A 24,112-nucleotide genomic window follows, 5' to 3' on the forward strand; every position below is an offset into this window, starting at 1 on the left:
CCGGCGGAATTCACCTATATAGCCCATGCCTTTCTCGACATCGTTAAAGTGTTGAGGCTGGTCCCAAAGGCGGGGCCGGCGACGAAGGTCTATAGCTATTTCAAGGAGCCGCATGGCCGATATCGATGCACTGACGCGCTTGATCGAACCCGAAGCGAAAGCCGAAGGGTTGGCGCTGGTGCGCGTGAAGATGATCGGCGGCACCTCGGACCCGACGCTGCAGGTGATGGCCGAGCATCCCGACACGCGGCAGCTGACGTTGGAAGATTGTTCCACTTTGTCGCGCCGCCTGTCGGATTTGCTCGACCGCTTGGAGGAAGAAGGTCGCGATCCGATCGAGGGCGCCTATCGCCTTGAAGTGAGTTCGCCCGGCATCGACCGCCCACTGACCCGCCTCGCCGATTTCGACGACTGGAAGGGCTTCGAGGCCCGGATCAACCTCGCCGAAAAGCTGGAGGGCCGGAAGGTTCTGACCGGCAATCTGCTCGGCACCGATGGGGATCAAATCCGGATCGACGTGCCGAAAGCCGGCGAGATGAAAATCCCTTTTTCCGCGGTTCAATCCGCCAAGCTCGTGATGACCGACAAGCTCATCGCGGCGACCGCTCCGCTCGACGCGGAAGGCGCCGATTCCATTCAGGTAGAAGGACAGGACTGACACGATGGCCACTGCGATTTCCGCCAACAAGGCCGAACTCATCGCGATTGCGGACAGCGTCGCGCGTGAAAAGCTGATCGACAAGGCGATCGTGATCGAGGCGATGGAGGACGCGATCCAGCGCGCCGCGCGCGCGCGCTATGGCGCCGAAAACGACATCCGCGCCAAGCTCGATCCCAATAGCGGCGACCTCCGCCTGTGGCGCGTCGTGGAAGTGGTCGAGCAGGTCGACGATTATTTCAAGCAGGTGAGCCTCGTCGACGCGCAGAAGCTGCAGGCCGGCGCCGTCGTCGGCGACTTCATCGTCGATCCGCTGCCGCCGATCGAATTCGGCCGCATCGCTGCGCAGGCCGCCAAGCAGGTCATTTTCCAGAAGGTCCGCGACGCCGAGCGCGAGCGCCAGTTCGAAGAGTTCAAGGATCGCGTCGGCGAAATCATCACCGGCGTCGTGAAGCGCGTCGAATTCGGCCATGTCGTCGTCGACCTCGGCCGCGCCGAAGGCGTCATCCGCCGCGACCAGCAGATCCCGCGCGAAGTGGTTCGCGTCGGCGACCGCGTCCGCAGCCTGATCCTCAACGTCCGCCGCGAAAATCGCGGGCCGCAGATTTTCCTCAGCCGCGCGCATCCGGACTTCATGAAGAAATTGTTCGCGCAGGAAGTGCCGGAAATTTACGACGGCATCATCGAGATCAAGGCGGCCGCCCGCGATCCGGGTTCGCGCGCCAAGATCGGCGTCATTTCGCATGATAGCAGCATCGATCCGGTCGGCGCCTGCGTCGGCATGAAGGGCAGCCGCGTCCAGGCGGTCGTCCAGGAAATGCAGGGCGAGAAGATCGACATCATTCCCTGGTCGGAAGACACGGCGACCTTCATCGTCAACGCGCTCCAGCCCGCGACCGTCAGCCGCGTCGTCATCGACGAGGAAGAAAGCCGCATCGAAGTGGTGGTGCCGGACGATCAATTATCGCTCGCCATCGGCCGCCGCGGGCAGAATGTCCGCCTCGCCTCGCAGCTCACCAGCTCGCAGATCGACATCATGACCGAGGCGGATGCGAGCGAGAAGCGGCAGCGCGAATTTGTCGAGCGGTCCGAGATGTTCCAGAATGAGCTGGATGTCGATGAGACGCTGGCCCAGCTCCTCGTCGCCGAAGGTTTCGGCGCGCTTGAGGAAGTGGCTTATGTCGAGCTGGACGAACTCGCTTCGATCGAAGGCTTTGACGAGGATCTCGGTGCCGAGCTTCAGAACCGCGCCAAGGAAGCGCTGGAGCGCCGCGAGGAAGCCGCGCGCGAGGAACGCCGCAGCCTTGGCGTCGAAGATGCGCTTGCCGAGATGCCCTACCTCACCGAAGCGATGCTGGTGACCTTGGGCAAGGCGGGCATCAAGACGCTCGACGACCTCGCCGATCTCGCCACCGACGAATTGGTGCAGAAGAAGCGGCCCGAACAGCGCCGCCAGAAGGAAAGCAACCGGACCGAGGACAAGGGCGGCATTCTTGCCGAATATGGCCTCAGCGACGAGCAGGGCAACGAGATCATCATGGCCGCCCGCGCGCATTGGTTCGAGGATGAAGGGGAGGACGCGGTTGCGGAAACTCCCCAATGAGACGGTAGGTAAGAAATCCCCCGCCCGCTTGCGGGAGGGGAGTGAACCCGAACGTAAGTGCATCCTGTCCGGCACTCATGCCGGGCGGGACGACCTGATCCGCCTCGCGCTTGGCCCGGACGGGCAGGTCGCGCCGGACGTGCGTGCCCGTGCGCCCGGCCGGGGCGCCTGGATCGGCGTCGATCGCGCGGCTCTGGAAGCGGCGCAAGCGAAGGGAAAATTGAAGGGCGCACTGATGCGGGCCTTCAAAACCAACGCGGTGATGGTGCCCGACGATCTCGGCCAAAGGATCGAGGATGCACTGAAGAAGGCAGTGCTCGACCGCCTCGGCCTCGAGGCGCGGGCCGGCAATCTCCTCACCGGAAGCGAAAAGATCGAGGTCGCGGCGCGGCGGGGCGAGGTGCACCTCCTCCTCCATGCGTCCGACGCGGGCGAGGACGGCAGGCGCAAGCTCGACCAGGCCTGGCGCACCGGCGACGGCGAGGCGGCGGGTCTGGTTTTTCCGGAGCCGCGCCCCATATTGTCGTTGGCGCTTGGGCGCCAGAATGTGGTACATGTCGCCTTGATCGACAGCGCCGCCGCGGCGCGCGTGCGTCACGCCTTCAACCGCTGGCGCGCTTTTATCGGAACGAATGATGGGCTAAGCGCCGGAGCGGCTATCGTGCCGGGTGCGTCGGCTGTGGATGTGAACGAAGGATAATATGAGCGATACGAGTGACAAGCCGAAGCTGGGAACCCGCGCACCCCTGGGCCTGAAGCGCACGGTCGAGACGGGCCAGGTGAAGCAGAGCTTCAGCCATGGCCGGTCCAACACCGTGGTGGTCGAGGTGAAGAAGCGCCGCATCCTGGGCAAGCCCGGCGAGACCGAGGCGCCCAAGGTCGAAGCGCCGGCCCCCGCGCCGGTTGCCAAGGCGCCGCCGCCTCCGCCCGCGCCCAAGCCCACCCGTCCGGTGAACGATGCCGAGTCCCGCAAGGAGCTTCAGGAGCGTTTGCTCCGCGAGGCCGAGGAAGCGCGCATGGCCGCGCTCCAGGAAACCCGCCGCCGCGAGGATCGTCAGGCCGCGCAGCAGAGCGAGGAAGAAAAACGCCGCGCCGAAGAAAATCGCAAGGCGGAGGAGGAGGCGCGTCAGCGCGCCGAGCAGGAAGCTCGGGACGCCGCCAAGCGCGCTGCCGAAGAGGCCGATCGTCCCGCGGCTGCGGCCGAACCGGCTGCTTCTGCCGTCGGTGCTGAAGAGGAGGAGCGCCGTACCACCCATCCGAAACCGCAGCGTTTCACGCCGGTCAAGCGGCCCGAGCCGCCTGCGCGCCCTGCCCGCAGCACGCGGGGCGGCGACGATCGCCGTCAGTCCGGCAAGCTTACCGTCAGCCGCGCTCTCAACGAGGGCGAAGGCGCGGCCCGCGCCCGTTCACTGGCCGCTCTGAAGCGCGCCCGCGAAAAGGAGCGCCGCCACCATCAGCAAGCGGGTCCGCAGGCGAAGCAAGTCCGCGACGTCGTCGTGCCGGATGCGATCACCGTCCAGGAACTCGCCAACCGCATGGCCGAAAAGGGCGCCGATCTCGTCAAGTCGCTCTTCAAGATGGGCATGGCCGTGACGGTCAATCAGACGATCGATCAGGATACGGCGGAATTGCTCGTCACCGAATTCGGCCACAACATCAAACGCGTCAGCGAAAGCGACATCGACATTCAGACCGAAGCCGATGTCGACGCGCCCGAAACGCTGGAGGCGCGTCCGCCGGTCGTCACGATCATGGGCCATGTCGATCACGGCAAGACCTCGCTGCTCGATGCCATTCGCGGCGCGAACGTCCAGTCGGGCGAGGCTGGCGGCATCACCCAGCATATCGGCGCCTATCAGGTGGCGCTCAAAGACAAGTCGAAGATCACCTTCCTCGACACGCCCGGCCACGAAGCCTTCACGGAAATGCGCGCCCGCGGCGCCGATGTGACCGACGTCGTGGTGCTGGTCGTTGCCGCCGACGATGGCCTGAAGCCGCAGACGGTCGAAGCCATCAACCACACCAAGGCGGCGGGCGTCCCGATGATCGTCGCGATCAACAAGATCGACAAGGACGGCGCCCGTCCGCAGCGCGTCCGCGAGGAATTGCTGCAGCACGAAATCGTGGTCGAGGAACTGGGCGGCGACGTGCAGGACGTCGAGGTCTCGGCGCTCAAAAAGACCAATCTCGATGGCCTTCTCGATGCGATCGCACTCCAGGCGGAAATCCTGGAGCTCAAGGCCAATCCGAACCGTGCCGCCGAAGGCGCGGTGGTCGAAGCCAAGCTCGACAAGGGCCGCGGCCCGCTCGCGACCGTACTCGTCCAGCGCGGCACGCTGAAGGTCGGCGACGTGATCGTCGTCGGCGCGGTCAGCGGCAAGGTGCGCGCGATGATCGACGATCATGGCCGCCAGGTGAAGGAAGCCGGACCGTCGGTTCCGGTCGAAGTGCTCGGCCTTGGCGGCGTGCCGTCGGCGGGCGACACGCTGACCGTGGTCGAGAACGAGGCGCGCGCCCGCGAGGTCGCGGCCTATCGCCAAGGCGTGATGGACAGGAAGCGGACGACGTCGGCGCCGGTCAGCCTCGAAAACATGTTCGCCAGCAAGGCGTCGACGACGGTGGAATTCCCGCTGGTCGTCAAAGCCGACGTGCAGGGTTCGGCCGAGGCGATCGTCAACGCCTTGAACCGCATCTCGACGGACGAGATCAAGGTGCGCATTCTCCATTCGGGGGTCGGCGGCATTACCGAGAGCGACGTGACCCTCGCCAGCGCGAGCGGTGCGCCGATCATCGGTTTCAACGTTCGCCCGAACGCCAAGGCGCGCGAGATCGCCGAACGCAACAAGGTCGAGTTCCGTTATTACGACGTCATCTATCACCTCACCGATTGGGTGCGGGAAGCGATGGCGGGCGAGCTTGGTCCGGAGATCATCGAAACGGTGGTCGGCCGCGCCGAAGTCCGCGAAGTCTTCCCGGCGGGCAAGAAGGACAAGGCCGCGGGTCTGCTCGTCCTCGAAGGCGTCATCCGCAAGGGCCTCAACGCCCGCCTCACCCGCGAGGACGTCATCGTGTCGAAAACGACCATCGCCTCGCTCCGGCGCTTCAAGGACGACGTGGCGCAAGTCATCGCCGGCCTCGAATGCGGCGTGGTCCTCGCCGACACGAACGACATCAAGGCGGGCGACACGCTCGAAGTGTTTGAGGTCGAAGAGCGGGCACGGACGCTCTAATTCCCTCTCCCTCGGGAGAGGGAGGGGCCCACGAAGTGGGAGGGTGAGGGTGATCGGCGACATGTGCTCGCCCTCACCCCGGCCCTCTCCCGTTGGGAGAGGGAGACATTATGCGCCACATCGAAACCAATGAAGGCCGCTCGGTCCGCCTGCTTCGCGTCGGCGAGCAGGTGCGCCATGCCTTGTCCGACATCCTGATGCGCGGCGACGTGCACGACGATGTGCTGGCGACGCATCATGTGTCCGTGACTGAAGTGCGCATGTCGCCGGACCTGCGCCACGCCACCGTTTTCGTGAAACCGCTGCTGGGCAAGGACGAGGACAAGGTGCTGAAGGCGCTGCGTACCAACACCGCCTATCTCCAGTCCGAAGTCGCGCGGCGGGTGAACATGAAGTACGCCGCGCGCCTCAAATTCCTCGCCGACGAGAGCTTCGAGGAGGGCAGCCATATCGACACCCTCCTCCGCTCCCCCGCCGTCGCGCGCGACTTGGGCGTGGAGGACGAGGAATAATCGTTCCCCGGCGAAAGCCGGGGTCCAGCGGCTCTGTCGGTGGGGCTGGGCTCCGGCCTTCGCCGGAGCACATTTTTCGGATACACCCGCGCTTTATGGCCAAACTCTATTTCTATTATGCCTCGATGAATGCGGGGAAATCGACGACCCTGCTCCAGGCCGATTACAATTATCGCGAGCGGGGCATGGAAACGATGCTCTACACCGCCGCCATCGACGACCGGGCGGGCGTCGGCACGATCGCCTCGCGCATTGCGCTTGCCGCCTCCGCCCGGCTGTTCGCGCCGGACACCGACATGCGTGCGGAGGTGGAGGCGGAGCTCAAGAAACGGCCGCTCCACTGCATCCTGATCGACGAAGCGCAGTTCCTGACCCGCGATCAGGTATTCGCGCTCGCGTCGATCTGCGACGATCTTGGCATTCCGGTCCTTGCCTACGGCCTGCGCACCGACTTTCAGGCCAATCTCTTTCCCGGCAGCGCGCACCTCCTGGCGCTGGCGGACTCGCTGATCGAGCTGAAGGCCGTGTGCGAATGCGGGCGCAAGGCGACGATGAATCTGCGCGTCGATGCGGAAGGCCATGCGGTGCGCGCGGGCGCGCAGACCGAAATCGGCGGCAACGACCGTTATATCGCGCTCTGCCGCCGTCATTTCACGGAGCGGCTGAAGGCGGCCGAGGCGCCGCAGCTCAGCCTCGCCATCGCGCGGGCCTGATCCGGTGCATGGCTGGCTGATCGTCGACAAGCCGCTCGGGCCCGGTTCGACCGACATCGTGTCGGCGGTGAAGCGGGCTTTGCGCGACGGCGGCTATCCGAAGATGAAGGTCGGCCATGGCGGCACGCTCGACCCACTGGCGAGCGGCGTGCTGCCGGTCGCGCTGGGGGAGGCGACGAAGCTGTCGGGGCGCATGCTGGACGCCGACAAGGTCTATGATTTCACCATCCGCTTCGGCGAGGAAACGAGCACGTTGGATGCCGAAGGGGAGGTGGTTATGACGTCCGATATGCGGCCGACTCTGGCCGACATGGAAGCCGTTCTACCGCGCTTTACCGGCGCCATCGAGCAGATCCCGCCAATCTATTCCGCGCTGAAGGTCGGCGGCAAACGCGCCTACGATCTCGCGCGCGCCGGGGAAGAGGTGAAGCTGGCGGCGCGGAGCGTCACCATCCGCTCACTGGCGCTCGCGCCCCACCCCTCGATCCCCTCCCCTGAAGGAGAGGGGAGGGATGAGGGTAAGCCCCTCCCCTTCAGGGGAGGGGTCGGGGTGGGGGCCGAGCGAAGCGAGGTTCTGAACGAAATAACCCTCACTGCCCGCGTGTCCAAGGGCACCTATATCCGCGCGCTCGCCCGCGACATCGCCTACGCCCTGGATACGGTCGGCCACGTCACCATGCTCCGCCGGACCAAGGCCGGCCCGTTCACCCTCGAACAGGCGATTTCGCTGGACAAATTGCGCGAAGCCGCTAAGGCCCGCGAGCTTGAACAACACCTCCTGCCATTGACGGCGGGGCTGGACGACATCCCGGCTCTACCCGTCACGCCCGATCAGGCAGGGGCGCTCCGTCAGGGGCGGACGCTGATCGGGATCGCCGCGAAACCGGGGCTTCATCTGGCAATCGAGAACGATGTTCCGGTCGCTCTGGTGGAGCTTTGCGAAGGGGAACTTCGCGTGGTGCGCGGCTTCAATCTGTAGATTTGAAAGGATATACGATGTCGGTTACCGCCGAACGCAAGCAGGAAATCATCAAGGACAACGCCCGCGCTGGCCAGGACACTGGTTCGCCGGAAGTGCAGGTGGCGATCCTTACCGAACGCATCACCAATCTGACCGAGCACTTCAAGACCCACGCCAAGGACAATCACTCCCGTCGCGGTCTCCTGATGCTCGTCAACAAGCGCCGCTCGCTTCTCGACTACCTCCGCAAGAAGGACGAGCAACGCTATCAAGATCTCATCGCGAAGCTCGGCCTTCGCAAGTGACGAAAGGGCGCCCACCGGGCGCCCTTTTGGCATCCCGGACGTGATCCGGGATCCAGTGGAAGACGGCGCGACAGCGCCGCTCCAAGCTGGGAAACTGGGCTCCTGCTTTCGCAGGAGCACGAATGGTCAGGACACAATCCCGTGAACTGACCCGGACCAAGACCGGTCCGCTGTAGGCCGCCCGCCGCATAGGGCGCGGGCGAGAAGGAAACATCATATGTTCGATACCAAGAAAGTAGAAATCGAGTGGGGCGGAAAGACCCTGACACTCGAAACGGGCAAGGTTGCCCGCCAGGCCGACGGCGCGGTGATCGCGACCCTCGGCGAAACCGTCGTGCTTTGCGCCGTCACGGCCGCGAAGTCGGTGAAGGAAGGTCAGGATTTCTTCCCGCTGACCGTCCACTATCAGGAAAAGTTTTCGGCCGCCGGACGCATTCCGGGCGGTTTCTTCAAGCGCGAGCGCGGCGCGACCGAGAAGGAAACCCTGGTTTCCCGCCTGATCGACCGTCCGATCCGTCCGCTCTTCCCGGAAGGCTTCTACAACGAAATCAACGTCATCGCCCAGGTGCTGAGCTATGACGGCGAAAACGAACCCGACATTCTGGCGATGATCGCGGCCTCGGCCGCGCTCACCATTTCGGGCGTTCCGTTCATGGGCCCGATCGGCGCCGCCCGCGTCGGTTATGACGGCGAGAATTATCAGCTCAACCCGACCGACGAAATGGTCGACGCCGGTCTTCTCGATCTCGTCGTCGCGGCGACCGGCGATGCGGTGATGATGGTCGAATCCGAAGCCAAGGAGCTTTCGGAAGAAGTCATGCTCGGCGCCGTCATGTTCGCGCACAAGGAAATCGGCAAGGTCGTCAATGCGATCATCAGCCTCGCTGAAAAGGCGGCCAAGGATCCGTGGGAGCTGAGCACCGGCGACGACAATGCTGCCGTCAAGGCGGAATTGAAGAAGCTGATCGGCGACGATATCGCCGCCGCCTACAAGACGACGCTGAAGTCGGATCGCGCCAATATGCTCAACGCGGCCCGCGCCAAGGCGAAGGAAGCCATGGCCGACAAGAGCCCGCAGGAGCAGATGGTCGCCATGAAGCTCGTCAAGAAGATCGAGGCGGACATCGTCCGCACCGCGATCCTCAAGGACGGCCGTCGCATCGACGGCCGCGACACGAAGACCGTTCGCCCGATTGTGGCGGAAGTCGGCTTTCTGCCGCGCACCCACGGCTCGGCGCTCTTCACGCGCGGCGAGACCCAGACCATCGCGACCTGCACGCTCGGCACCAAGGACGCCGAGCAGATGATCGACGGTTTGAACGGCCTCTCCTACCAGCACTTCATGCTGCACTATAACTTCCCGCCTTATTCGGTCGGCGAAGTGGGCCGCTTCGGCGCCCCGGGCCGCCGCGAAGTCGGCCACGGCAAGCTCGCCTGGCGCGCGCTGCACGCCGTGCTGCCGACGAAGGACGAGTTCCCCTATACGATCCGCCTCACCAGCGACATCACCGAGTCCAACGGCTCGTCGTCGATGGCGTCGGTCTGCGGCGGCAGTCTCGCGATGATGGACGCCGGCGTGCCGATCAAGCGTCCGGTTTCCGGCATCGCCATGGGCCTCATCCTCGAGGGCAAGGATTTCGCCGTGATCTCCGACATCCTTGGCGACGAGGATCATCTCGGCGACATGGACTTCAAGGTGGCGGGCACGTCCGAAGGCATCACCACGATGCAGATGGACATCAAGATCGCCGGCATCACCGAGGAAATCATGCGCACCGCGCTTGAGCAGGCCAAGGAAGGCCGCGCCCACATCCTCGGCGAAATGGCCAAGGCCCTCGACACCACCCGCACCGAGCTTTCGGCCCACGCGCCGCGGATCGAGACGATGCAGATCGACAAGTCGAAGATCCGCGAAGTCATCGGCACGGGCGGCAAGGTGATCCGCGAGATCGTCGCGGAAACCGGCGCCAAGGTCGACATCGACGATGAAGGCCTGATCAAGATCAGCTCCTCCGACCTCAGCCAGATCGAGGCCGCGAAGAAGTGGATCCAGGGCATCGTGGAAGAGGCCGAAGTCGGCAAGATCTACACCGGCAAGGTCGTCAACATCGTCGATTTCGGCGCGTTCGTGAACTTCATGGGCGGCAAGGACGGTCTCGTCCACGTCTCCGAAATGAAGAATGAGCGCGTCGAAAAGCCGACCGACGTCGTGTCCGAGGGCATGGAAGTGAAGGTCAAGGTTCTCGAAGTCGATCCGCGCGGCAAGGTCCGCCTGTCGATGCGCGTCGTCGACCAGGAGACTGGCGCTGAGTTGGAAGACACTCGTCCGCCGCGTGAAGAGCGTCCGCGCGGCGAGCGTGGCGAGCGCCGCGACCGTGGCCCGCGCCGCGACGGCGAAGGCCGGGGCGACCGGGGTGATCGTGGCGGCCGTAGCCGTGGTGGAGACCGCGATCGCGGCCCGCGCCGCGAGCGTTCGGAGAATGAGGGTCCGGAACCCGAATTCGCCCCCGCCTTCCTGAAGCGCGACGACGATTGATTCCGTCAGGATTGATCCAAAATGGGAAAGGGGCTCCTTGCGAGCCCCTTTTTCGTTTCTAAGCCTCTGAAACATCTTACAATTTCAATATGTTCGCTCTACATTGCGAGAGACTCGAGCATATAGGGGGCATCGAGTTAAAGGCTCCGCCGCGTTTGCTCCCTTTTCCGCGGCGGGGCCTTTTTCATTTCCGGCCTTGCGGGCGCAATAGGAAGCGAAATCATTTTCCTACAGGGCTGCGATCCTGTACCTCTCTCGGCGCTCTTTCTCTCCGTGAACCCGCTGAACATCCGCGATTCATGTCAGAGCGCGGAAACTGACAAAACTAACGCGATCGTCTTATCAACGATGCAAGTATGTCAGTTTTGAACGGCACAGGCCGTTATTCGCCCGCTGCTCCATTCTCCGCCGCATTGCCCGATTCATTCGTAAATGCCGGAAAATCCTGCTCCAATTCCATTGCCGCAGCATTGACGCCATTCTCGGCTTCAGCCTCAAGCGCATCCGCGCGATTTTCAAGCTCCGCTTCCAGTGTCCTGGCACGGTTCTCCACGCTTTCCGGCTCGCTCTTCGAGCAAGCGGCAAGGACAAGGAGGGAAGCGGCGATGGCAATGATTTTCATGCGTCCTCCTTGCGCCCCCACCAGGCCCGAAGAATCAGGCGTTACCGCATCCGGACCATCAATCCAATTCCTCCTGCCGCAAGGACAGTTCGGCATCCAAACCGCATCGTCATTCCAGCGAAAGCTGGAATCTCTTTGGCCTCGTCCTCCGCTGTTAAAGAAGTGAGATCCCAGCTTTCGCTGGGATGACGTTTGTGAGGTGTGACGCCTGGCTCTTCGGGCCGATGGCTACCGGCGCCGGCTGATGGAGGCATGCGAATGCGCGTCACCGCCAGTGAGACTTCAAGCATCGGGCTTCGCGCTTGTGTGGGAAGGTCCAGGGGGTTCTGTTGCCCGGCCCCCCTGGCGGCCGCTGGTTTCCGCTTCTGTTACCCGGTGCGGTCCGTACCGTGCTTTTGTCTGGTATAACCTAAACCGTGAGGTTCGGGTTACGCAGCAATAGCAAGAGCCTCGTTATCGTTGGCACTTGTGTGTGTTTGAGCCTTGAACGGGTTACTCAGCCCGGACGAAAACAGCGCTTTTCAACACACGTCGATCCTAGTTCGGCCCCGTCAGAACCGGCCTCGATGAGGTCGATTGTGGTGGAGCCGCCGGGTACCGCCCCCGGGTCCGCTGCGTCTATTGCACGCCGCACTTTATCGTCATAGCCGGACGAATCCGGCAGTCATGAATATAGGCTCATTCCGTGGGATTTGAAGGGGCGCTGCGCTGCTGCCGCAATTCGTCCCTGATTTCGCGCAGCAACATCACCTCCGCCGCGTCCGCCGCTTGGCTTTCCGGAATCATATTCCGGATCGAGCGGATGAGGAGGTAGATGAGGAAGGCGACGATGAGGAAATGGACCGCCGCCGTCGCGAACTGGCCGTAGCCGATCATCGGCACGCCCGCTGCCTTCAGTGCCGCATAATTGTTCGGATCGCCCACATAATTGGCGGGAAGCGTCCCCAATCGGATGAAATAACTGGAAAAGTCGAGGTCGCCGACGGCCCAGCCGATCAGCGGCATGATGAGGTCGTCGGTCAGCGAGGTCACGATCCGTCCGAACGCCGCGCCGATGATGACGGCGACGGCGAGGTCGATCACATTGCCGCGTGCGATGAATGCCTTGAAACCCTGGAGCATGTTTCCTCCCATTGCGGTTGGCGGACCGAAATCCTAACTCAGGATGAACAAGGTTCAAGGAGGAACGGCAAAATGCGCGCGAAGACCCTGATGAGGATGTTTCTGGTGCCCACCGCGGCTGTCTCGCTTGGCGCCTGCGGGGTCAATTCCATTCCGACGGCGGAAGAAGAGGTGAATGCGCGCTGGGCCGACGTGCAGAACCAGTATCAGCGCCGCGCAGATCTCATCCCCAATCTGGTGCGCACCGTGCAGGGTTATGCCGCGCAGGAACGCAACGTGCTGACCGAAGTGACGCAGGCGCGGGCCCGCGCGACGTCGGTGCAGATCAATGCCGACGATCTCGACGACCCGGCCAAGATGCAGCAATTCCAGCAGGCGCAGACGCAATTGGGTACTTCGCTCGGGCGCCTGCTCGCGACCGTCGAGGCCTATCCGGACCTCAAGTCCAACCAAAATTTCCTGACCCTGCAATCGCAGCTCGAAAGCACGGAAAACCGCATCACCATTGCCCGGAGCGACTATAATCAGGCGGTGCAGGCCTATAACACCCGCATCCGCACCTTCCCGGACATGATCGGCGCCAAGGTGATTTACGGCGCCGAGCCCAAAGTGCCGTTCCAGGCGACCACGCCCGGCGCGGAGCAGGCGCCGACCGTCGACTTCGGCAACGGCCAGTAAGCCGCGAGCGGTGCTGAAGCGCGTCCTCTTCCTTCCGATCCTCCTTTTCACGGCGCCAGCCGCCGCGCAGGAGTTTCCGAAATTCACCGGCTTCGTGGTGGATGCGGCGAACGTTATTCCGGACGCCGAGGAAGCGGCTGTGACGGCACGGCTGGACGCGCTTCAGAAAAGCACCGGCAAGCAGCTGGTCGTGGCGACCATCCCCGATCTTCAAGGCTATGACATCAGGGATTATGGCTACCGGCTCGGCCGGGCCTGGGGCGTTGGCCTCAAGGAAGCGGACAATGGCGCGATCCTGATTGTCGCGCCCAACGACCGCAAGGTGGGAATCGAGGTCGGCTACGGCCTCGAGCCGGTGCTGACCGACGCTTATTCCAGCATCATCGTCAATCAGACCATCCTGCCGCGATTCCGCGCGGGCGATATGGCGGGCGGCATTGTCGCTGGCACCAATGCCATCGCCGACCAATTGTCTCTGCCCGATGCCGAAGCGAAGGCGAAGCTCGACGCCGCCGTCGCCGAATATGATCGCACGCACAAGGCGGCGGGCGGCGACGGGAATTTCCCCTTCGCCTTGTTATTCTGGGGCGTCGTCCTGTTGTTCATCATCCTGTCGCGCCTGTTCGGCGGCAAAAGGCGCGGGCGGCGCTATCGCGGCAGCAGCTGGCCGATCCTTCTCTGGACCATCGCCAGCGAAATGGAGCGGGGATCGCGCCGGTCCGGCGGCTGGGGAGGCGGCGGTTTCGGCGGCGGCTCCTCGGGAGGCGGCGGATGGATGGGCGGCGGCTTCACCGGGGGAGGCGGCGGCTCCTTCGGCGGCGGCGGCGCATCGGGGAGTTGGTAGATGCATTTCACGCCCGAAGATCATGACAAGGTGAGCGCGGCCGTCACGGCGGCGGAGCGGTCGAGCGACGGAGAGATCGTCACCATCGTCGCCGCGCAATCGGATGCCTACCACGATGTCGGCCTCCATTACGCGGTGCTGGCGATGCTGCTGGTGCCCGCCTTGCTCGCCGCTTTGCCGGCGAGCGTGGTGGAGTGGCTGCTGCGGCCGGTGAGCGGCTGGAATGCGGCAATCGAGCACGGACTTGCGCTCTTTGCCCTGTTCGCGGCGCAAGCGATCCTCTTCCTCATCGTCCGCTATGCGCTGGCATGGATGCCGCTGCGCATGGCGGTAACGCCCGGCGCGACCAAGACCCGGCGGGTGCGCCGCCGCGCGGTCGCGCTGTTCCGGGCCGGAGCCGAGCGCCGGACGGTGGGCCGTACCGGCATCCTGCTCTATCTCTCGCTGGCCGAGCACCGGGCGGAAATCGTCGCCGATGAAGCCATTCATTCGCGGGTTGCGCCGGAGGTTTGGGGTGCGGCGATGGCGGTCCTGATCGAAGAGGTCAAGGCCGGTCGGCCTGGCGACGGCATGGCGCGGGCGGTCGCGGAAATCGGAAAGGTCTTGAGCCAGCATCTCCCCCGCAGCGCTGCCGATACGAACGAACTGCCCGACCGGCTGATCGAATTGTGACCGTTCCGGGGCGCGGCGCGGGCGGGCCGGACATCGTCTGGCAGGGCAGATATGTCACCGTGATCAAGGACGGCACATGGGAATATGTCTCCCGCGCCGGCGGCGTCAGCGCGGCGGTGATCCTCGCCGTGGACGATGGTCACGTCATCCTGGTCGACCAATATCGTGTCCCGCTCGGGCGCCGCTGCATCGAGCTTCCCGCCGGCCTGGTCGGCGATGAAAGCGCGGATGAGGCGCCGGCCGACGCCGCGAGGCGCGAGCTTGAGGAGGAAACCGGCTATCGTGCCGCGCGGGTGACGGAGCTCGGTTTCTTCCACTCCTCACCAGGCATGCTGTCGGAGGGTTTCACGCTCTTCAATGCGGAAGGCCTCACGCGAGTGGGTGAGGGCGGCGGCAATCATGACGAGGATATTATCGTCCACCGCGTCCGCCTGGCCGACGTGCCCACCTTTTTGGAAGCGAAGCGCGGGGAGGGCGCGGCGGTGGATGTGAAGCTGCTTCTCCTCCTGGGCGGCAGCTTCCTGGCGCCTTAGCGGAAATTGTCGGCGTAGGACTGGATCTTCATCGTCGCCTGGGCGGGCGGCACGACGTGATAAGCGATGCCCTCGCGCTCGGCATAGCCCTTGGCCTCCTCAAGCGTCTTGAAGGTGAGGCTCACTTGCGTCTGCGTGTCGGCGCCGCCCGACCAGCCGGTCAGGGGATCGGGGCGGCGCGGCGTCGAGGATTCGAACTGCAGCACCCATTCTCCCGCCCGCGCACGGCCGGATTGCAGGGCATTTTTCGAGCGCTGGAAGATACGCGCGGCCATAGTTCGTCCTTTGAAAGTCGGAAGGCCCGAGTGGCGTCTGCGGCGATTCCCGTCAAGCCTTTAGCCCCTCCCCTCGATGGGGAGGGGTTGGGGAGGGGTGATCTGCGACATAGAGCGCCGCCCTTCCCCAGCATCACTCCCACCAGCCTCCCCCATCGAGGTGGGAGAGCTATGAGCGCTGCGACGCCTTCTTCGTCCTCAATGTCGGATCGGCGGCGGCGGGATCGTCGGGCCATGGGTGCCTGGGATAGCGGCCGCGCATTTCCTTCGCGACGTCCCGCCAGCTTCCCGCCCAGAAGCCCGGCAGATCCTTCGTCGTCTGGATCGGACGTCCGGCGGGTGAGGTGAGGCTGAGGATCAGCGGAGTCGCGCCGATCATCGGATGAGCGGAAAGGCCGAACAATGCCTGGACACGCACCGTAACCGTCGGACCGCCCTCCGCCGCATAGTCGATGGCGTGGCTGCTTCCGGCGGGCGTCGTCAGGCTGGCTGGTGCCAGCCGGTCTACCATCTTGCGCCCTTCCCATCCGATGAGGGCGTCCAAGGCAGCCGACAAGGCGGAAGGGTCGATGTCGGTCAGGCGGCGCTTGCCCGCGACCAGAGGCGGCAGCCAGTCGTCCAGTGTCGAAAGCAAAGCGTCATCGGACAAATCGGCGATGCTGGGCTGCGCCGTGCGGGCAAAGGCGGCCCGGGTGCGGAGCTGCCGTGCCCCATCGCTCCACGGCAGGAGGTCGAGGCTGTGCACGCGAACGCCCTCGACCAAGGCGGCGGCGATGGCCTCCGGATCGGCCTTCGCGTCGCCGCCCTCCGACAGCAGAATGGCGCCCAGCCGCCGTGCCCGCTTGGCGGTAACGCCGCGCGTCGCCGGATCGAACAAAATATGCGTGCCGCTTTCGATGCGGTCGGCGAACAGGCTTTCGACAGCCATTTCATCGATTGCGGCGGCGGAAAGGATGCGCGCGCCGGACGCCGCGCCGCCCACTTCCGCCACCGCCAGCCACTTTTCGCGGGCGAGTGGGCTTGCGGGATCGAGGGTGAAGCCCCGGCCTCCTGCGGATATCCAATCCGCGCCGTCTGCCGAGCGGCGCTTCGCGACGCGATCGGGAAAAGCAAGGGCGACGCAGGCGCCGATCTCGCTCGTTGTTCCGCTTCCGGCGGACGCGAGGGCGCACCATCGTTTCGCCAAGGCCCGCGCCGCATCGGCGCGCTTGCCGCGTTCGCTCCGCCAGCGGCGCAGACGCAGATCAAGGTCGGCGTCGGTGCCGCCAAGCCCGCGTTCGGACAGCAAGACGGCGATATCCGCGGCGGTTTCGCCCCAGCCCCGCTCGCCCGCGCGGATCAGCATATGGGCGAGGCGGGGCGGCAGCGGCAGGCGGGCAATGGCCTGGCCGTGGGCGGTCGGACGCTCATCCGTGTCGATCGCCTCCAGGGACAGGAGGCGCCTTTTCGCTTCGGCGATGGCGGCGGCGGAGGGCGGATCGATCCATTTGAGCGCGCGTGGATCGGTGACGCCCCAGATCGCGCAATCGAGCGTCAGCGCGCTCAAATCGGCTTCCAATATTTCGGGCGGGTCGAAGCGCGGCAGACTCCCGGTCGCGGCCTCCGTCCAGAGGCGGTAGACGGCGCCCGGCGCCTGCCGTCCGGCTCGCCCCGCGCGTTGGGTGACGGCGGCCTGGCTCGCCCGTTCGGTGACAAGACGGGTCAGGCCCGCCGCCCGATCATAGCGCGGGCGCCGGGCAAGGCCGCTGTCAACCACGATGCGGACGCCGTCCAAGGTCAGACTGGTTTCGGCGATCGAGGTGGCGAGCACCACTTTTCGCGTGCCGGGCGGCGCGGCGGCGATGGCGGCGCGCTGTTGGGCAGGGTCGAGGGTGCCGTGCAATTTGCGGACCTCCGCGCCGACGCCTTCCAACCGTTCCGCGGTCCGCTCGATCTCCGCGACTCCTGGCAGGAAGGCGAGAATGCCGCCCTCACTGTCCCGAAGCGCGATGAGGATCGCGGCCGCCATGTCGTCCTCGATCCGCTTCTCGGCGGAGCGGCCGAGATAATGATGCCGGATGGGATAGGCGCGCCCTTCGCTCTCGATCACCGGCGCGCCGTCCATCAGGGCGGAAAAGCGGACGCCGTCCAGGGTCGCCGACATGGCGAGGATGCGCAGGTCCGGCCGCAAGGCGGCCTGCGCGTCGAGGGCGAGGGCAAGGCCGAAATCGCTGTCGAGGCTGCGTTCGTGCACCTCGTCGAACAAGACGGCGGACACTCCGGCCAAGTCCGGATCGGCCTGGATGCGGTTGCGGAAAATGCCCTCGGTCAGGACAAGGATGCGGGTCTTCGCGGATTTCTTGCTGTTGAGCCGCGTCGCATAGCCGATTGTCTCTCCGACCCTCTCGCCGGCAAGCTCAGCCATCCGTTCGGCGGCGGCGCGGGCGGCGAGGCGGCGGGGGGACAGGAGGAGGATGTCGCCCCTGCACCACGGCTCGGTGAGAAGAGCCGGTGCCACCGCCGTCGTCTTTCCCGCGCCTGGCGGCGCGACGAGTACGGCGCCCGATCGATCGCGCAGCGCCGCGAGAAGACCGGGCAGGACGTCATGGATGGGGAGTGGCGCAGACATGGTCTTTCCATGTCATTGCGAGGAGTGAAGCGACGAAGCAATCCATTTCGCGGCTGGGTACGAAGCGCTGGATTGCTTCAATTCGCTCGCAATGACGAAGGAGGAATTTCAATAAGCCCGCGAAATCGCGAATTCGACGGCTTCGATCAGCGCCGATTTGGCGGCGCCGCCGGGAAAGGGGCCAAGCGCGTCGATTGCGCGCTGGCCATAATGGCGGGCGCGTTCCAGCGTGTCGTCCAACGCGCCGGTGCCGTGGAGAAGGGAGATGGCGTGGGCAAGGTCGGCGTCCGATACGCGGCTGCCCTGCATCGCCTCCTTCCAGAACAGGCGGTCGTCCGCATTGCCTCGCGCATGGGCAAGGATGACCGGCAGGGTCACCTTGCCGTCGCGGAAATCGTCGCCGACCCCCTTGCCCATCGTTTCCGCGTCGGACGCATAATCGATGGCGTCATCGATCAGCTGGAAGGCGATGCCAAGATTGCGGCCATAGGAATCGAGCGCTTCCTCCACCGCCTCGTCCCGTTCCGCGACGACGGCGGCGATGCGGCAGGCGGCGGCGAACAGGGCCGCGGTCTTGGCGTTGATGATGGCGAGATAATGGTCTTCGCGCGTCTCCACGCGGCGTTGCGCGGTCAATTGATCGACCTCGCCCTCGGCGATGATGGAGGATGCGCGGGACAGGATGCGAAGCACCTTGAGGCTGCCATCCTCGACCATCAATTCGAAGCTGCGCGAAAAGAGAAAATCGCCGACCAGCACGCTCGCGGGATTGCCCCAGATGATATTGGCGGTGCGCTTGCCCCGGCGCAGGCCCGATCCGTCCACGACATCGTCGTGGAGGAGGGTTGCGGTATGGATGAACTCCACCGCCGCCGCCAGCTTGTGGTGCCGGTCGCCGCCATAATCGAGCAGCCGCGCGCAGGCGAGGGTCAGCATCGGCCGCATGCGCTTGCCGCCGCCCGCGATCAGATGACCGGCCAGTTCGGGAATGAGGACGACTTCGCTCTGCATCCGCTCCAAAATCACGGCGTTCACGCGGTTGAGGTCCGACGATACGAGATGGATCATCGCGTCGAGCGAGGGCGCGGCTTTTCCGCCGAGGGAGTGGATCGTTGCGGTCACGACAGGGGCGCTCTGCCGGTTGGAACGGCGAAAGGCAAGTCCCGCTAGCCTGCGCTCACCGGCGCGAGGGGAAGTTTCAGCCGGACCAGCAAGCCGCCCAAATCCTCGCTCTCCTCCAGGGTCACTGCGCCGCCATAAATCTGGGCGACGTCACGGACGATGGCGAGGCCAAGGCCGGTGCCCGGCTTTTCGGTGTCGAGGCGCGCGCCCCGTTCGAAGATGCTGCCGCGCTCGCCTTCCGGTATGCCCGGGCCATCGTCCTCGATTTCGATTTCCACATATTCGGGAGCATCCTTGACCGTCACGAAGACGCGGCCGCCGCCATATTTTGCGGCATTTTCGATGAGGTTGCCGAGAATTTCATCGAGATCCTGCCGTTCGACGCGGACGGCGGAATCCTTGTCCCCGGCAAGGTCGATGGTGACATGCTCGTAGAGCCGGTCCACCGCGCGTTCGACGGCCTCGAGCGATGGCCAAACCTCGGCGCGGGACTGGGCGGCGGCGCGGCGGCCGATGGCGCGGGCGCGCGCAAGATGGTGGTCGACCTGGCGCCGCATCGTCGCCGCTTCCCGGATCACGGTCGCCGCGAGATCGGGGCTATGCGCCGTCGCGGCATTGGTGATGACGGTCAGCGGCGTCTTCAGCGCATGGGCGAGATTCCCGGCGTGGCGGCGCGCTTCTTCCGCCTGAACGTCGACATGGGCAAGGAGGTCGTTCAATTCGTCGGCCAGGGGAGCGATCTCGCTCGGCAGGCGAGCGTCGACGCGGCTCTTTTCGCCCGATTTAATGTCGGCGATCGCCTTGCGGACGCGGCGCAGGGGCCAGAGCCCGTAAAAGGCCTGGAGCGCGCCGAGAATGACGAGCCCTAGGCCGAGAACCGCAAAGGAGCGCACCATCGTCCGCCGCAGCACCGCGATCTGCTCGTCCAGCCCTTCGCGGCCCTGCGCGACCTGAAAGCGCCAGCGCACCGGCGATCCGGGGATCAATACATCGCGTTCCAGAATGCGAAGCGTTTCCGGCGCGAATTCGGTGCTGTCATAGATGTGAACGTCCGAATCGCGATGCGCCCGCCCGGCCTGCAAACGGCGGTCCCATAACGATCGGGACGGCAAATCCTGCATCGCCCGTTCGTCCGCCGGACGGCTTTGATCGCCGGTAATCTGATAATAAAGACCCGAATAGGGTTCCAGAAAGCGCTGGTCGGCGGGTGCTCTGTTCAGGAACACCTCGCCATCCGGCCCGATTTCCGCCGAAGCGATCAGGGCGGAAAGCACATAATCGAGCTGCGAATCGAAGTTCCGGGTGATCGCGGACGACAGGACACGGTCGAGCGCAAAGCCGCCCGCGGACAAAAGGATAAGAATCCACAGCGCGGAAATGCCGATCATCCGGCGGGTCAGCGATCCAGTCGACCGCCCCGCCGTTTCAGTCCTGTCCCGCCGTCCGAACGCGAATCTCACGCACCCGGATCTTCGAGCGAGTAGCCGAGGCCCCGGATGGTGGTGATGACATCCTGACCCAATTTCTTGCGGATACGCGTCACGAACACTTCGATCGTGTTTGAATCGCGGTCGAAATCCTGATCGTAAATATGCTCGATCAGCTCGGTCCGGCTGACCACCTTGCCCTTGTGATGCATAAGGTAGGAGAGGAGCTTATACTCCTGGGCGGTCAGCTTCACCGGTTCGCCGTTCAGCGTCACCTTGCCCGAACGCGTGTCGAGACGGACGCCGCCCGCGACCATTTCGGTGCTGGCATTGCCTGATGCGCGGCGGATAAGAGCGCGAAGACGCGCGATCAATTCCTCGGTCTGGAAGGGTTTGGCGAGATAATCGTCGGCGCCCGCATCCAGGCCCGCGACCTTGTCCGACCAGCTGTCGCGCGCGGTGAGGACAAGGACCGGCACCTTGATTCCCTCCTTGCGCCAGCGGTCGAGAACGGTGAGTCCGTCGACTTCGGGCAGGCCGAGATCGAGGATGATCGCATCATAGCTTTCGGTAGAGCCGAGATAGTGGCCGTCCTCGCCGTCCGTGGCGAGATCGACGGCGTAGCCCGCGCCCTCCAGCGTGGCCCGGAGCTGGCGGCCGAGATTCGGTTCGTCCTCGACGATTAGAACCCGCATGCATGAAATCCCTTGGCTGTGAGGCTGTTCATATTGGCGTAACAGGCGCGCTTGCCAATGGTTTCATGCATGGAAGAGGCGGGAAAGCGGCGGTCCGTTACGGATGCGCCATGAAATTGCGGCCAATTCAGTTCGACCGGCCGAGAATTTGGCCCGAAGCGGCATCGACATCGATCCACAGCACGCGGCCATCCTTCATGAATTTCAGACGGTAGACGCCCCGTTCCGCATCCAGCTCGGGACCAAGATAATCGGCGCCGCGAACGCGCGGCAGGACGCGCGCTTCGATCTCGCGGAGCGGCAGGATCTTGCCCAGCTTGCGTGCTTCATAGGCCATGTCCTGATCGCGCCCATGACGCTGCACCTCCGCCTGAGCGGAGCCGGCCAAAAGGCCTGCTGCGGCCAAGAAAAGAAAGATACGCGAAATCATGAACTGCACTGCCTTGCTGTTCTTCAGCACATAGAGGCCCGGCCTTGAATGACCTATGAATGCAACTGAAGGGTAAGATGCAGCTTTCTCGTTACGGTGGCGTAAAAGTGCAACAGCGCGAAGCCGTTGAGCCCGGGCCTTACTCCCCTTATGGCGCATGCTCATGGCAGCACCCGTCCTCGCATATGAAAACCTCGGCCTTCAGCAAGGCAGCGGCTGGCTTTTTCGCGGCATTGACCTGTTCGTCGGCGAACGCGACAGGCTCGCGCTGATCGGCCGCAACGGTGCGGGCAAGACCACTTTGCTCAAATGCCTCGCGAACGCGATCGAGACGGACGAGGGCCGCCGCACGATTCAGCCGGGCACGAAAGTGGTGATGCTGGAGCAGGATCCCGATGTCGCCCGATTCGCGACGCTCCGCGACTTTGCCATATCGGGACCGGACGCGCCACCGCTTCACGATATCGAGGCGATCGCCGACCAGATCGGCATTGACCTTGGCCGCGAAGCCGTCACGGCGAGCGGGGGCGAGCGCCGCCGCGCAGCCATTTGCCGTGCACTCGCGCAGGATGCGGATGTGCTCCTGCTCGACGAGCCGACCAACCATCTCGATCTCGGCGCGATCGAATGGCTGGAGGACTGGCTGGGGCGCTATACCGGCGCCTTCATCGTCATCAGCCACGACCGAACGTTCCTGAAACGGCTGACCCGATCGACCCTGTGGCTCGACCGGTCGAACCTGCGCCGCGCGGAGATCGGCTTCGGCGGGTACGACGCCTGGGTCGAAAAAGTCTATGAGGAAGAAGCGCGCGCAGCGGAGAAATTGGACGCGAAATTGAAGCTGGAGCTGCACTGGCTCCAGCGCGGCGTCACCGCGCGGCGAAAGCGCAACCAGGGCCGCCTCGCCAAGCTGAACGAGATGCGCGCCGTCCGCGCCGCGATGCTGGGCCCGGCGGGCACAGCCAAGCTCGCCATCGAGAATGACGATGTGAAGACGAAGACGGTGATCGACGCCGATCGTGTCGCGAAGCGGTTCGGCGACCGCACGATCATCCGCGACTTCACGCTGAAGATCCAGCGCGGCGACCGGATCGGCATCGTCGGCGCGAACGGGGCGGGCAAGACGACCTTGCTAAAGCTGCTCACGGGCGAGATCGCTCCCGACGAAGGCACCGTCTTTCGCGCCAAGACGCTGGACGGCGTCGTCATCGACCAGCAGCGCAAATTGCTCGATCCGCAAAAACGAGTCCGCGACGTGCTGGCCGACGGCGGCGATTGGATCGAGGTGCGGGGGCATAAGAAGCATGTGCAGGGCTATTTGAAGGAATTCCTGTTCCAGCCCGAATTGATCGACGCGAAGATTGGAACCCTGTCGGGCGGCGAGCGCTCCCGGCTCCTCCTCGCCCGCGAATTCGCACGACGTTCCAACCTTCTCGTCCTCGACGAGCCGACCAACGACCTCGACCTCGAGACGCTCGACCTGCTGCAGGAAGTGATCGCGGATTATGAAGGCACGGTGATGATCGTCAGCCACGACCGCGACTTCCTCGACCGCACCGTGACGATCACCCTCGGCCTCGATGGCTCGGGCACGGTCGATATCGTCGCGGGCGGCTATGAGGATTGGGAGCGGAAGAAGAAACAGTCGTCCGGCATGCGTACGGCGCGATCCAAACCGAAGGAGGCGGGACCGCAAATATCGGTGGCGAAGCCACGCGCGGCCAAACTCTCCTATAAGGATCAACGCGATTACGATCTGCTTCCAGCCCGTATCGAGGCGCTGGATGCCGCCATCGCCCGCGATGAAGACCGGCTGTCCGATCCCGATCTTTACGTCAAGGATCCGGCGCGGTTCGACAGCCTCACCAAGGCCATTGAAGACGCGCGCGCCGAACGCGATGCGGCTGAAGAGCGCTGGCTGGATCTCGCGGAGCAGGTCGAGGCGCTGGCCAGCTAGGAACCGCGCGCTTTTTCCAAATGGTCCCGGATGGCGCTGTCGCCGGGCGCAGCCATAGCCGCCCGCTCGAGCAATTTTACGCCTTCGGCTTTGTCCCGTCCGCTTTTGACCAGCAGCCAGCCCAGCGTATCGAGCGCGGCCGGATCACCGGGACGGATCGCCACCGCTTCCCGCGCGAGCGGGATGGCGGCATCATATTTGCCAAGCTCCCCGTAAGCGAAAGCCAGATTGTTAAGGACCAGCGGGTCCGCCGCGCCCAATGTCTTCAATTCCTCATAGGCCGTCGCCGCCTGTCGCCAGTCCCGCCCTTCCATCGCGCCGCCGCCGATCAGCCGCAACGTTTCGATTAACCGCTCCGGCGTATCGCGTACGGAGCCGGCAGCGCGAAAGGCATCGGCGGCTTCGCGATAGCGGCCGAGAATGGTGAGCGCATCCCCTCGCAGGCGATGCCTGTCCAAGGTTTCGGGCAGGGGATCGAGCCGGTGGAGCGCCTCCGCCGCCTTACCCTGTGCAAGAAGGGCGGCGGCATAGGTTTCCTGGACTCCCGCATCATCGGGCCGTGCCTCCGCCGCCTTCTTAAGCTCGATCATGTCCTCTTCGCTTAGTGGA

At 64.6% G+C, this 24,112-nt stretch carries 23 protein-coding genes and 1 other RNA gene; 14 read left to right on the forward strand and 10 right to left on the reverse strand.

The window, feature by feature from the left end:
* Positions 1-112 precede the first annotated feature (112 nt).
* The 9 genes from rimP (at position 113) to pnp (ending at position 10,518) form a co-directional block, all read left to right on the forward strand.
* Complete coding sequence (rimP, locus tag IC614_RS10655) at positions 113-658, forward strand: ribosome maturation protein RimP (RefSeq protein WP_200971409.1); 546 nt, start codon at positions 113-115, stop codon at positions 656-658.
* 4 nt (positions 659-662) lie between these two features.
* A complete protein-coding gene (gene nusA / locus IC614_RS10660; RefSeq protein ID WP_200971410.1) occupies positions 663-2,261 on the forward strand; it encodes a transcription termination factor NusA in 1,599 nt (532 codons plus the stop codon).
* Positions 2,262-2,289: 28 nt separating this feature from the next.
* A complete protein-coding gene (locus IC614_RS10665; protein WP_226372780.1) occupies positions 2,290-2,961 on the forward strand; it encodes a DUF448 domain-containing protein in 672 nt (223 codons plus the stop codon).
* Position 2,962: 1 nt separating this feature from the next.
* Positions 2,963-5,491, forward strand: a complete 2,529-nt coding sequence (gene infB, locus IC614_RS10670; RefSeq protein WP_200971412.1) for a translation initiation factor IF-2 — start codon at positions 2,963-2,965, stop codon at positions 5,489-5,491.
* A gap of 110 nt (positions 5,492-5,601) precedes the next feature.
* Positions 5,602-6,003, forward strand: a complete 402-nt coding sequence (gene rbfA, locus IC614_RS10675; RefSeq protein WP_200971413.1) for a 30S ribosome-binding factor RbfA — start codon at positions 5,602-5,604, stop codon at positions 6,001-6,003.
* Positions 6,004-6,098: 95 nt separating this feature from the next.
* Positions 6,099-6,716 (forward strand): thymidine kinase, encoded by a 618-nt coding sequence (locus tag IC614_RS10680; protein ID WP_200971414.1) that lies wholly within the window; start codon positions 6,099-6,101, stop codon positions 6,714-6,716.
* A gap of 4 nt (positions 6,717-6,720) precedes the next feature.
* Positions 6,721-7,695, forward strand: a complete 975-nt coding sequence (truB, locus tag IC614_RS10685) for a tRNA pseudouridine(55) synthase TruB (protein ID WP_200971415.1) — start codon at positions 6,721-6,723, stop codon at positions 7,693-7,695.
* A 17-nt stretch (positions 7,696-7,712) separates the two neighbouring features.
* Complete coding sequence (rpsO, locus tag IC614_RS10690; protein WP_200971417.1) at positions 7,713-7,982, forward strand: 30S ribosomal protein S15; 270 nt, start codon at positions 7,713-7,715, stop codon at positions 7,980-7,982.
* A gap of 217 nt (positions 7,983-8,199) precedes the next feature.
* Complete coding sequence (gene pnp, locus IC614_RS10695; RefSeq protein WP_200971418.1) at positions 8,200-10,518, forward strand: polyribonucleotide nucleotidyltransferase; 2,319 nt, start codon at positions 8,200-8,202, stop codon at positions 10,516-10,518.
* A 382-nt stretch (positions 10,519-10,900) separates the two neighbouring features.
* On the opposite strand, the gene IC614_RS10700 is transcribed toward pnp, so the two are convergent.
* From IC614_RS10700 to mscL, 3 genes are all read right to left on the reverse strand, one after another.
* Positions 10,901-11,140: a hypothetical protein gene (locus IC614_RS10700; RefSeq protein WP_200971419.1), complete on the reverse strand. Its 240-nt coding sequence runs from the start codon at positions 11,138-11,140 to the stop codon at positions 10,901-10,903.
* A gap of 354 nt (positions 11,141-11,494) precedes the next feature.
* Positions 11,495-11,841, reverse strand: a transfer-messenger RNA (tmRNA) gene (gene ssrA / locus IC614_RS10705).
* A complete protein-coding gene (gene mscL / locus IC614_RS10710) occupies positions 11,819-12,262 on the reverse strand; it encodes a large conductance mechanosensitive channel protein MscL (protein ID WP_200971420.1) in 444 nt (147 codons plus the stop codon). The genes ssrA and mscL overlap by 23 nt, the downstream gene beginning before the upstream one ends.
* 72 nt (positions 12,263-12,334) lie before the next feature.
* Here mscL and IC614_RS10715 point away from each other — a divergent pair, with 72 nt between their 5' ends.
* From IC614_RS10715 to IC614_RS10730, 4 genes are read left to right on the forward strand one after another with little or no spacing between them, the layout of a single operon-like run.
* Entirely contained in the window at positions 12,335-12,940 is a 606-nt protein-coding gene (locus tag IC614_RS10715) for a LemA family protein (RefSeq protein ID WP_200971421.1), read from the forward strand.
* A 10-nt stretch (positions 12,941-12,950) separates the two neighbouring features.
* The gene (locus IC614_RS10720; RefSeq protein ID WP_200971422.1) at positions 12,951-13,784 is read left to right on the forward strand and encodes a TPM domain-containing protein; all 834 of its coding nucleotides are present in this window, start codon (positions 12,951-12,953) and stop codon (positions 13,782-13,784) included.
* Positions 13,785-14,456, forward strand: coding sequence for a TPM domain-containing protein (locus IC614_RS10725; RefSeq protein WP_200971423.1), 672 nt, complete (start codon positions 13,785-13,787; stop codon positions 14,454-14,456).
* Positions 14,453-14,989, forward strand: coding sequence for an NUDIX hydrolase (locus tag IC614_RS10730; protein WP_200971425.1), 537 nt, complete (start codon positions 14,453-14,455; stop codon positions 14,987-14,989). The genes IC614_RS10725 and IC614_RS10730 overlap by 4 nt, the downstream gene beginning before the upstream one ends.
* On the opposite strand, the gene IC614_RS10735 is transcribed toward IC614_RS10730, so the two are convergent.
* The 6 genes from IC614_RS10735 to IC614_RS10760 form a co-directional block, all read right to left on the reverse strand.
* A complete protein-coding gene (locus tag IC614_RS10735; protein WP_200971426.1) occupies positions 14,986-15,264 on the reverse strand; it encodes an ETC complex I subunit in 279 nt (92 codons plus the stop codon). The genes IC614_RS10730 and IC614_RS10735 overlap by 4 nt on opposite strands.
* A 169-nt stretch (positions 15,265-15,433) precedes the next feature.
* The gene (gene hrpB, locus IC614_RS10740) at positions 15,434-17,872 is read right to left on the reverse strand and encodes an ATP-dependent helicase HrpB (protein WP_200971427.1); all 2,439 of its coding nucleotides are present in this window, start codon (positions 17,870-17,872) and stop codon (positions 15,434-15,436) included.
* 108 nt (positions 17,873-17,980) lie between these two features.
* On the reverse strand, positions 17,981-18,994 hold the full coding sequence (locus tag IC614_RS10745; RefSeq protein WP_200971428.1) for a polyprenyl synthetase family protein: 1,014 nt from the start codon (positions 18,992-18,994) through the stop codon (positions 17,981-17,983).
* A 44-nt stretch (positions 18,995-19,038) separates the two neighbouring features.
* Positions 19,039-20,382, reverse strand: a complete 1,344-nt coding sequence (locus IC614_RS10750; RefSeq protein ID WP_200973199.1) for a sensor histidine kinase — start codon at positions 20,380-20,382, stop codon at positions 19,039-19,041.
* Positions 20,383-20,450: 68 nt separating this feature from the next.
* Positions 20,451-21,116 (reverse strand): response regulator transcription factor, encoded by a 666-nt coding sequence (locus tag IC614_RS10755; RefSeq protein ID WP_200971429.1) that lies wholly within the window; start codon positions 21,114-21,116, stop codon positions 20,451-20,453.
* A 127-nt stretch (positions 21,117-21,243) separates the two neighbouring features.
* Positions 21,244-21,546, reverse strand: a complete 303-nt coding sequence (locus IC614_RS10760) for a PepSY domain-containing protein (protein ID WP_200971430.1) — start codon at positions 21,544-21,546, stop codon at positions 21,244-21,246.
* A 163-nt stretch (positions 21,547-21,709) separates the two neighbouring features.
* Between IC614_RS10760 and IC614_RS10765 the strand changes: the two genes are divergently transcribed.
* The gene (locus IC614_RS10765) at positions 21,710-23,503 is read left to right on the forward strand and encodes an ABC-F family ATP-binding cassette domain-containing protein (RefSeq protein ID WP_200971431.1); all 1,794 of its coding nucleotides are present in this window, start codon (positions 21,710-21,712) and stop codon (positions 23,501-23,503) included.
* Here IC614_RS10765 and IC614_RS10770 read toward each other — a convergent pair.
* Entirely contained in the window at positions 23,500-24,093 is a 594-nt protein-coding gene (locus tag IC614_RS10770) for a tetratricopeptide repeat protein (protein ID WP_200971433.1), read from the reverse strand. The genes IC614_RS10765 and IC614_RS10770 overlap by 4 nt on opposite strands.
* Positions 24,094-24,112 lie beyond the last annotated feature (19 nt).

Source organism: Sphingosinicella flava, assembly GCF_016025255.1.
In the GTDB taxonomy this organism is placed as follows: Bacteria; Pseudomonadota; Alphaproteobacteria; order Sphingomonadales; family Sphingomonadaceae; genus Allosphingosinicella; species Allosphingosinicella flava.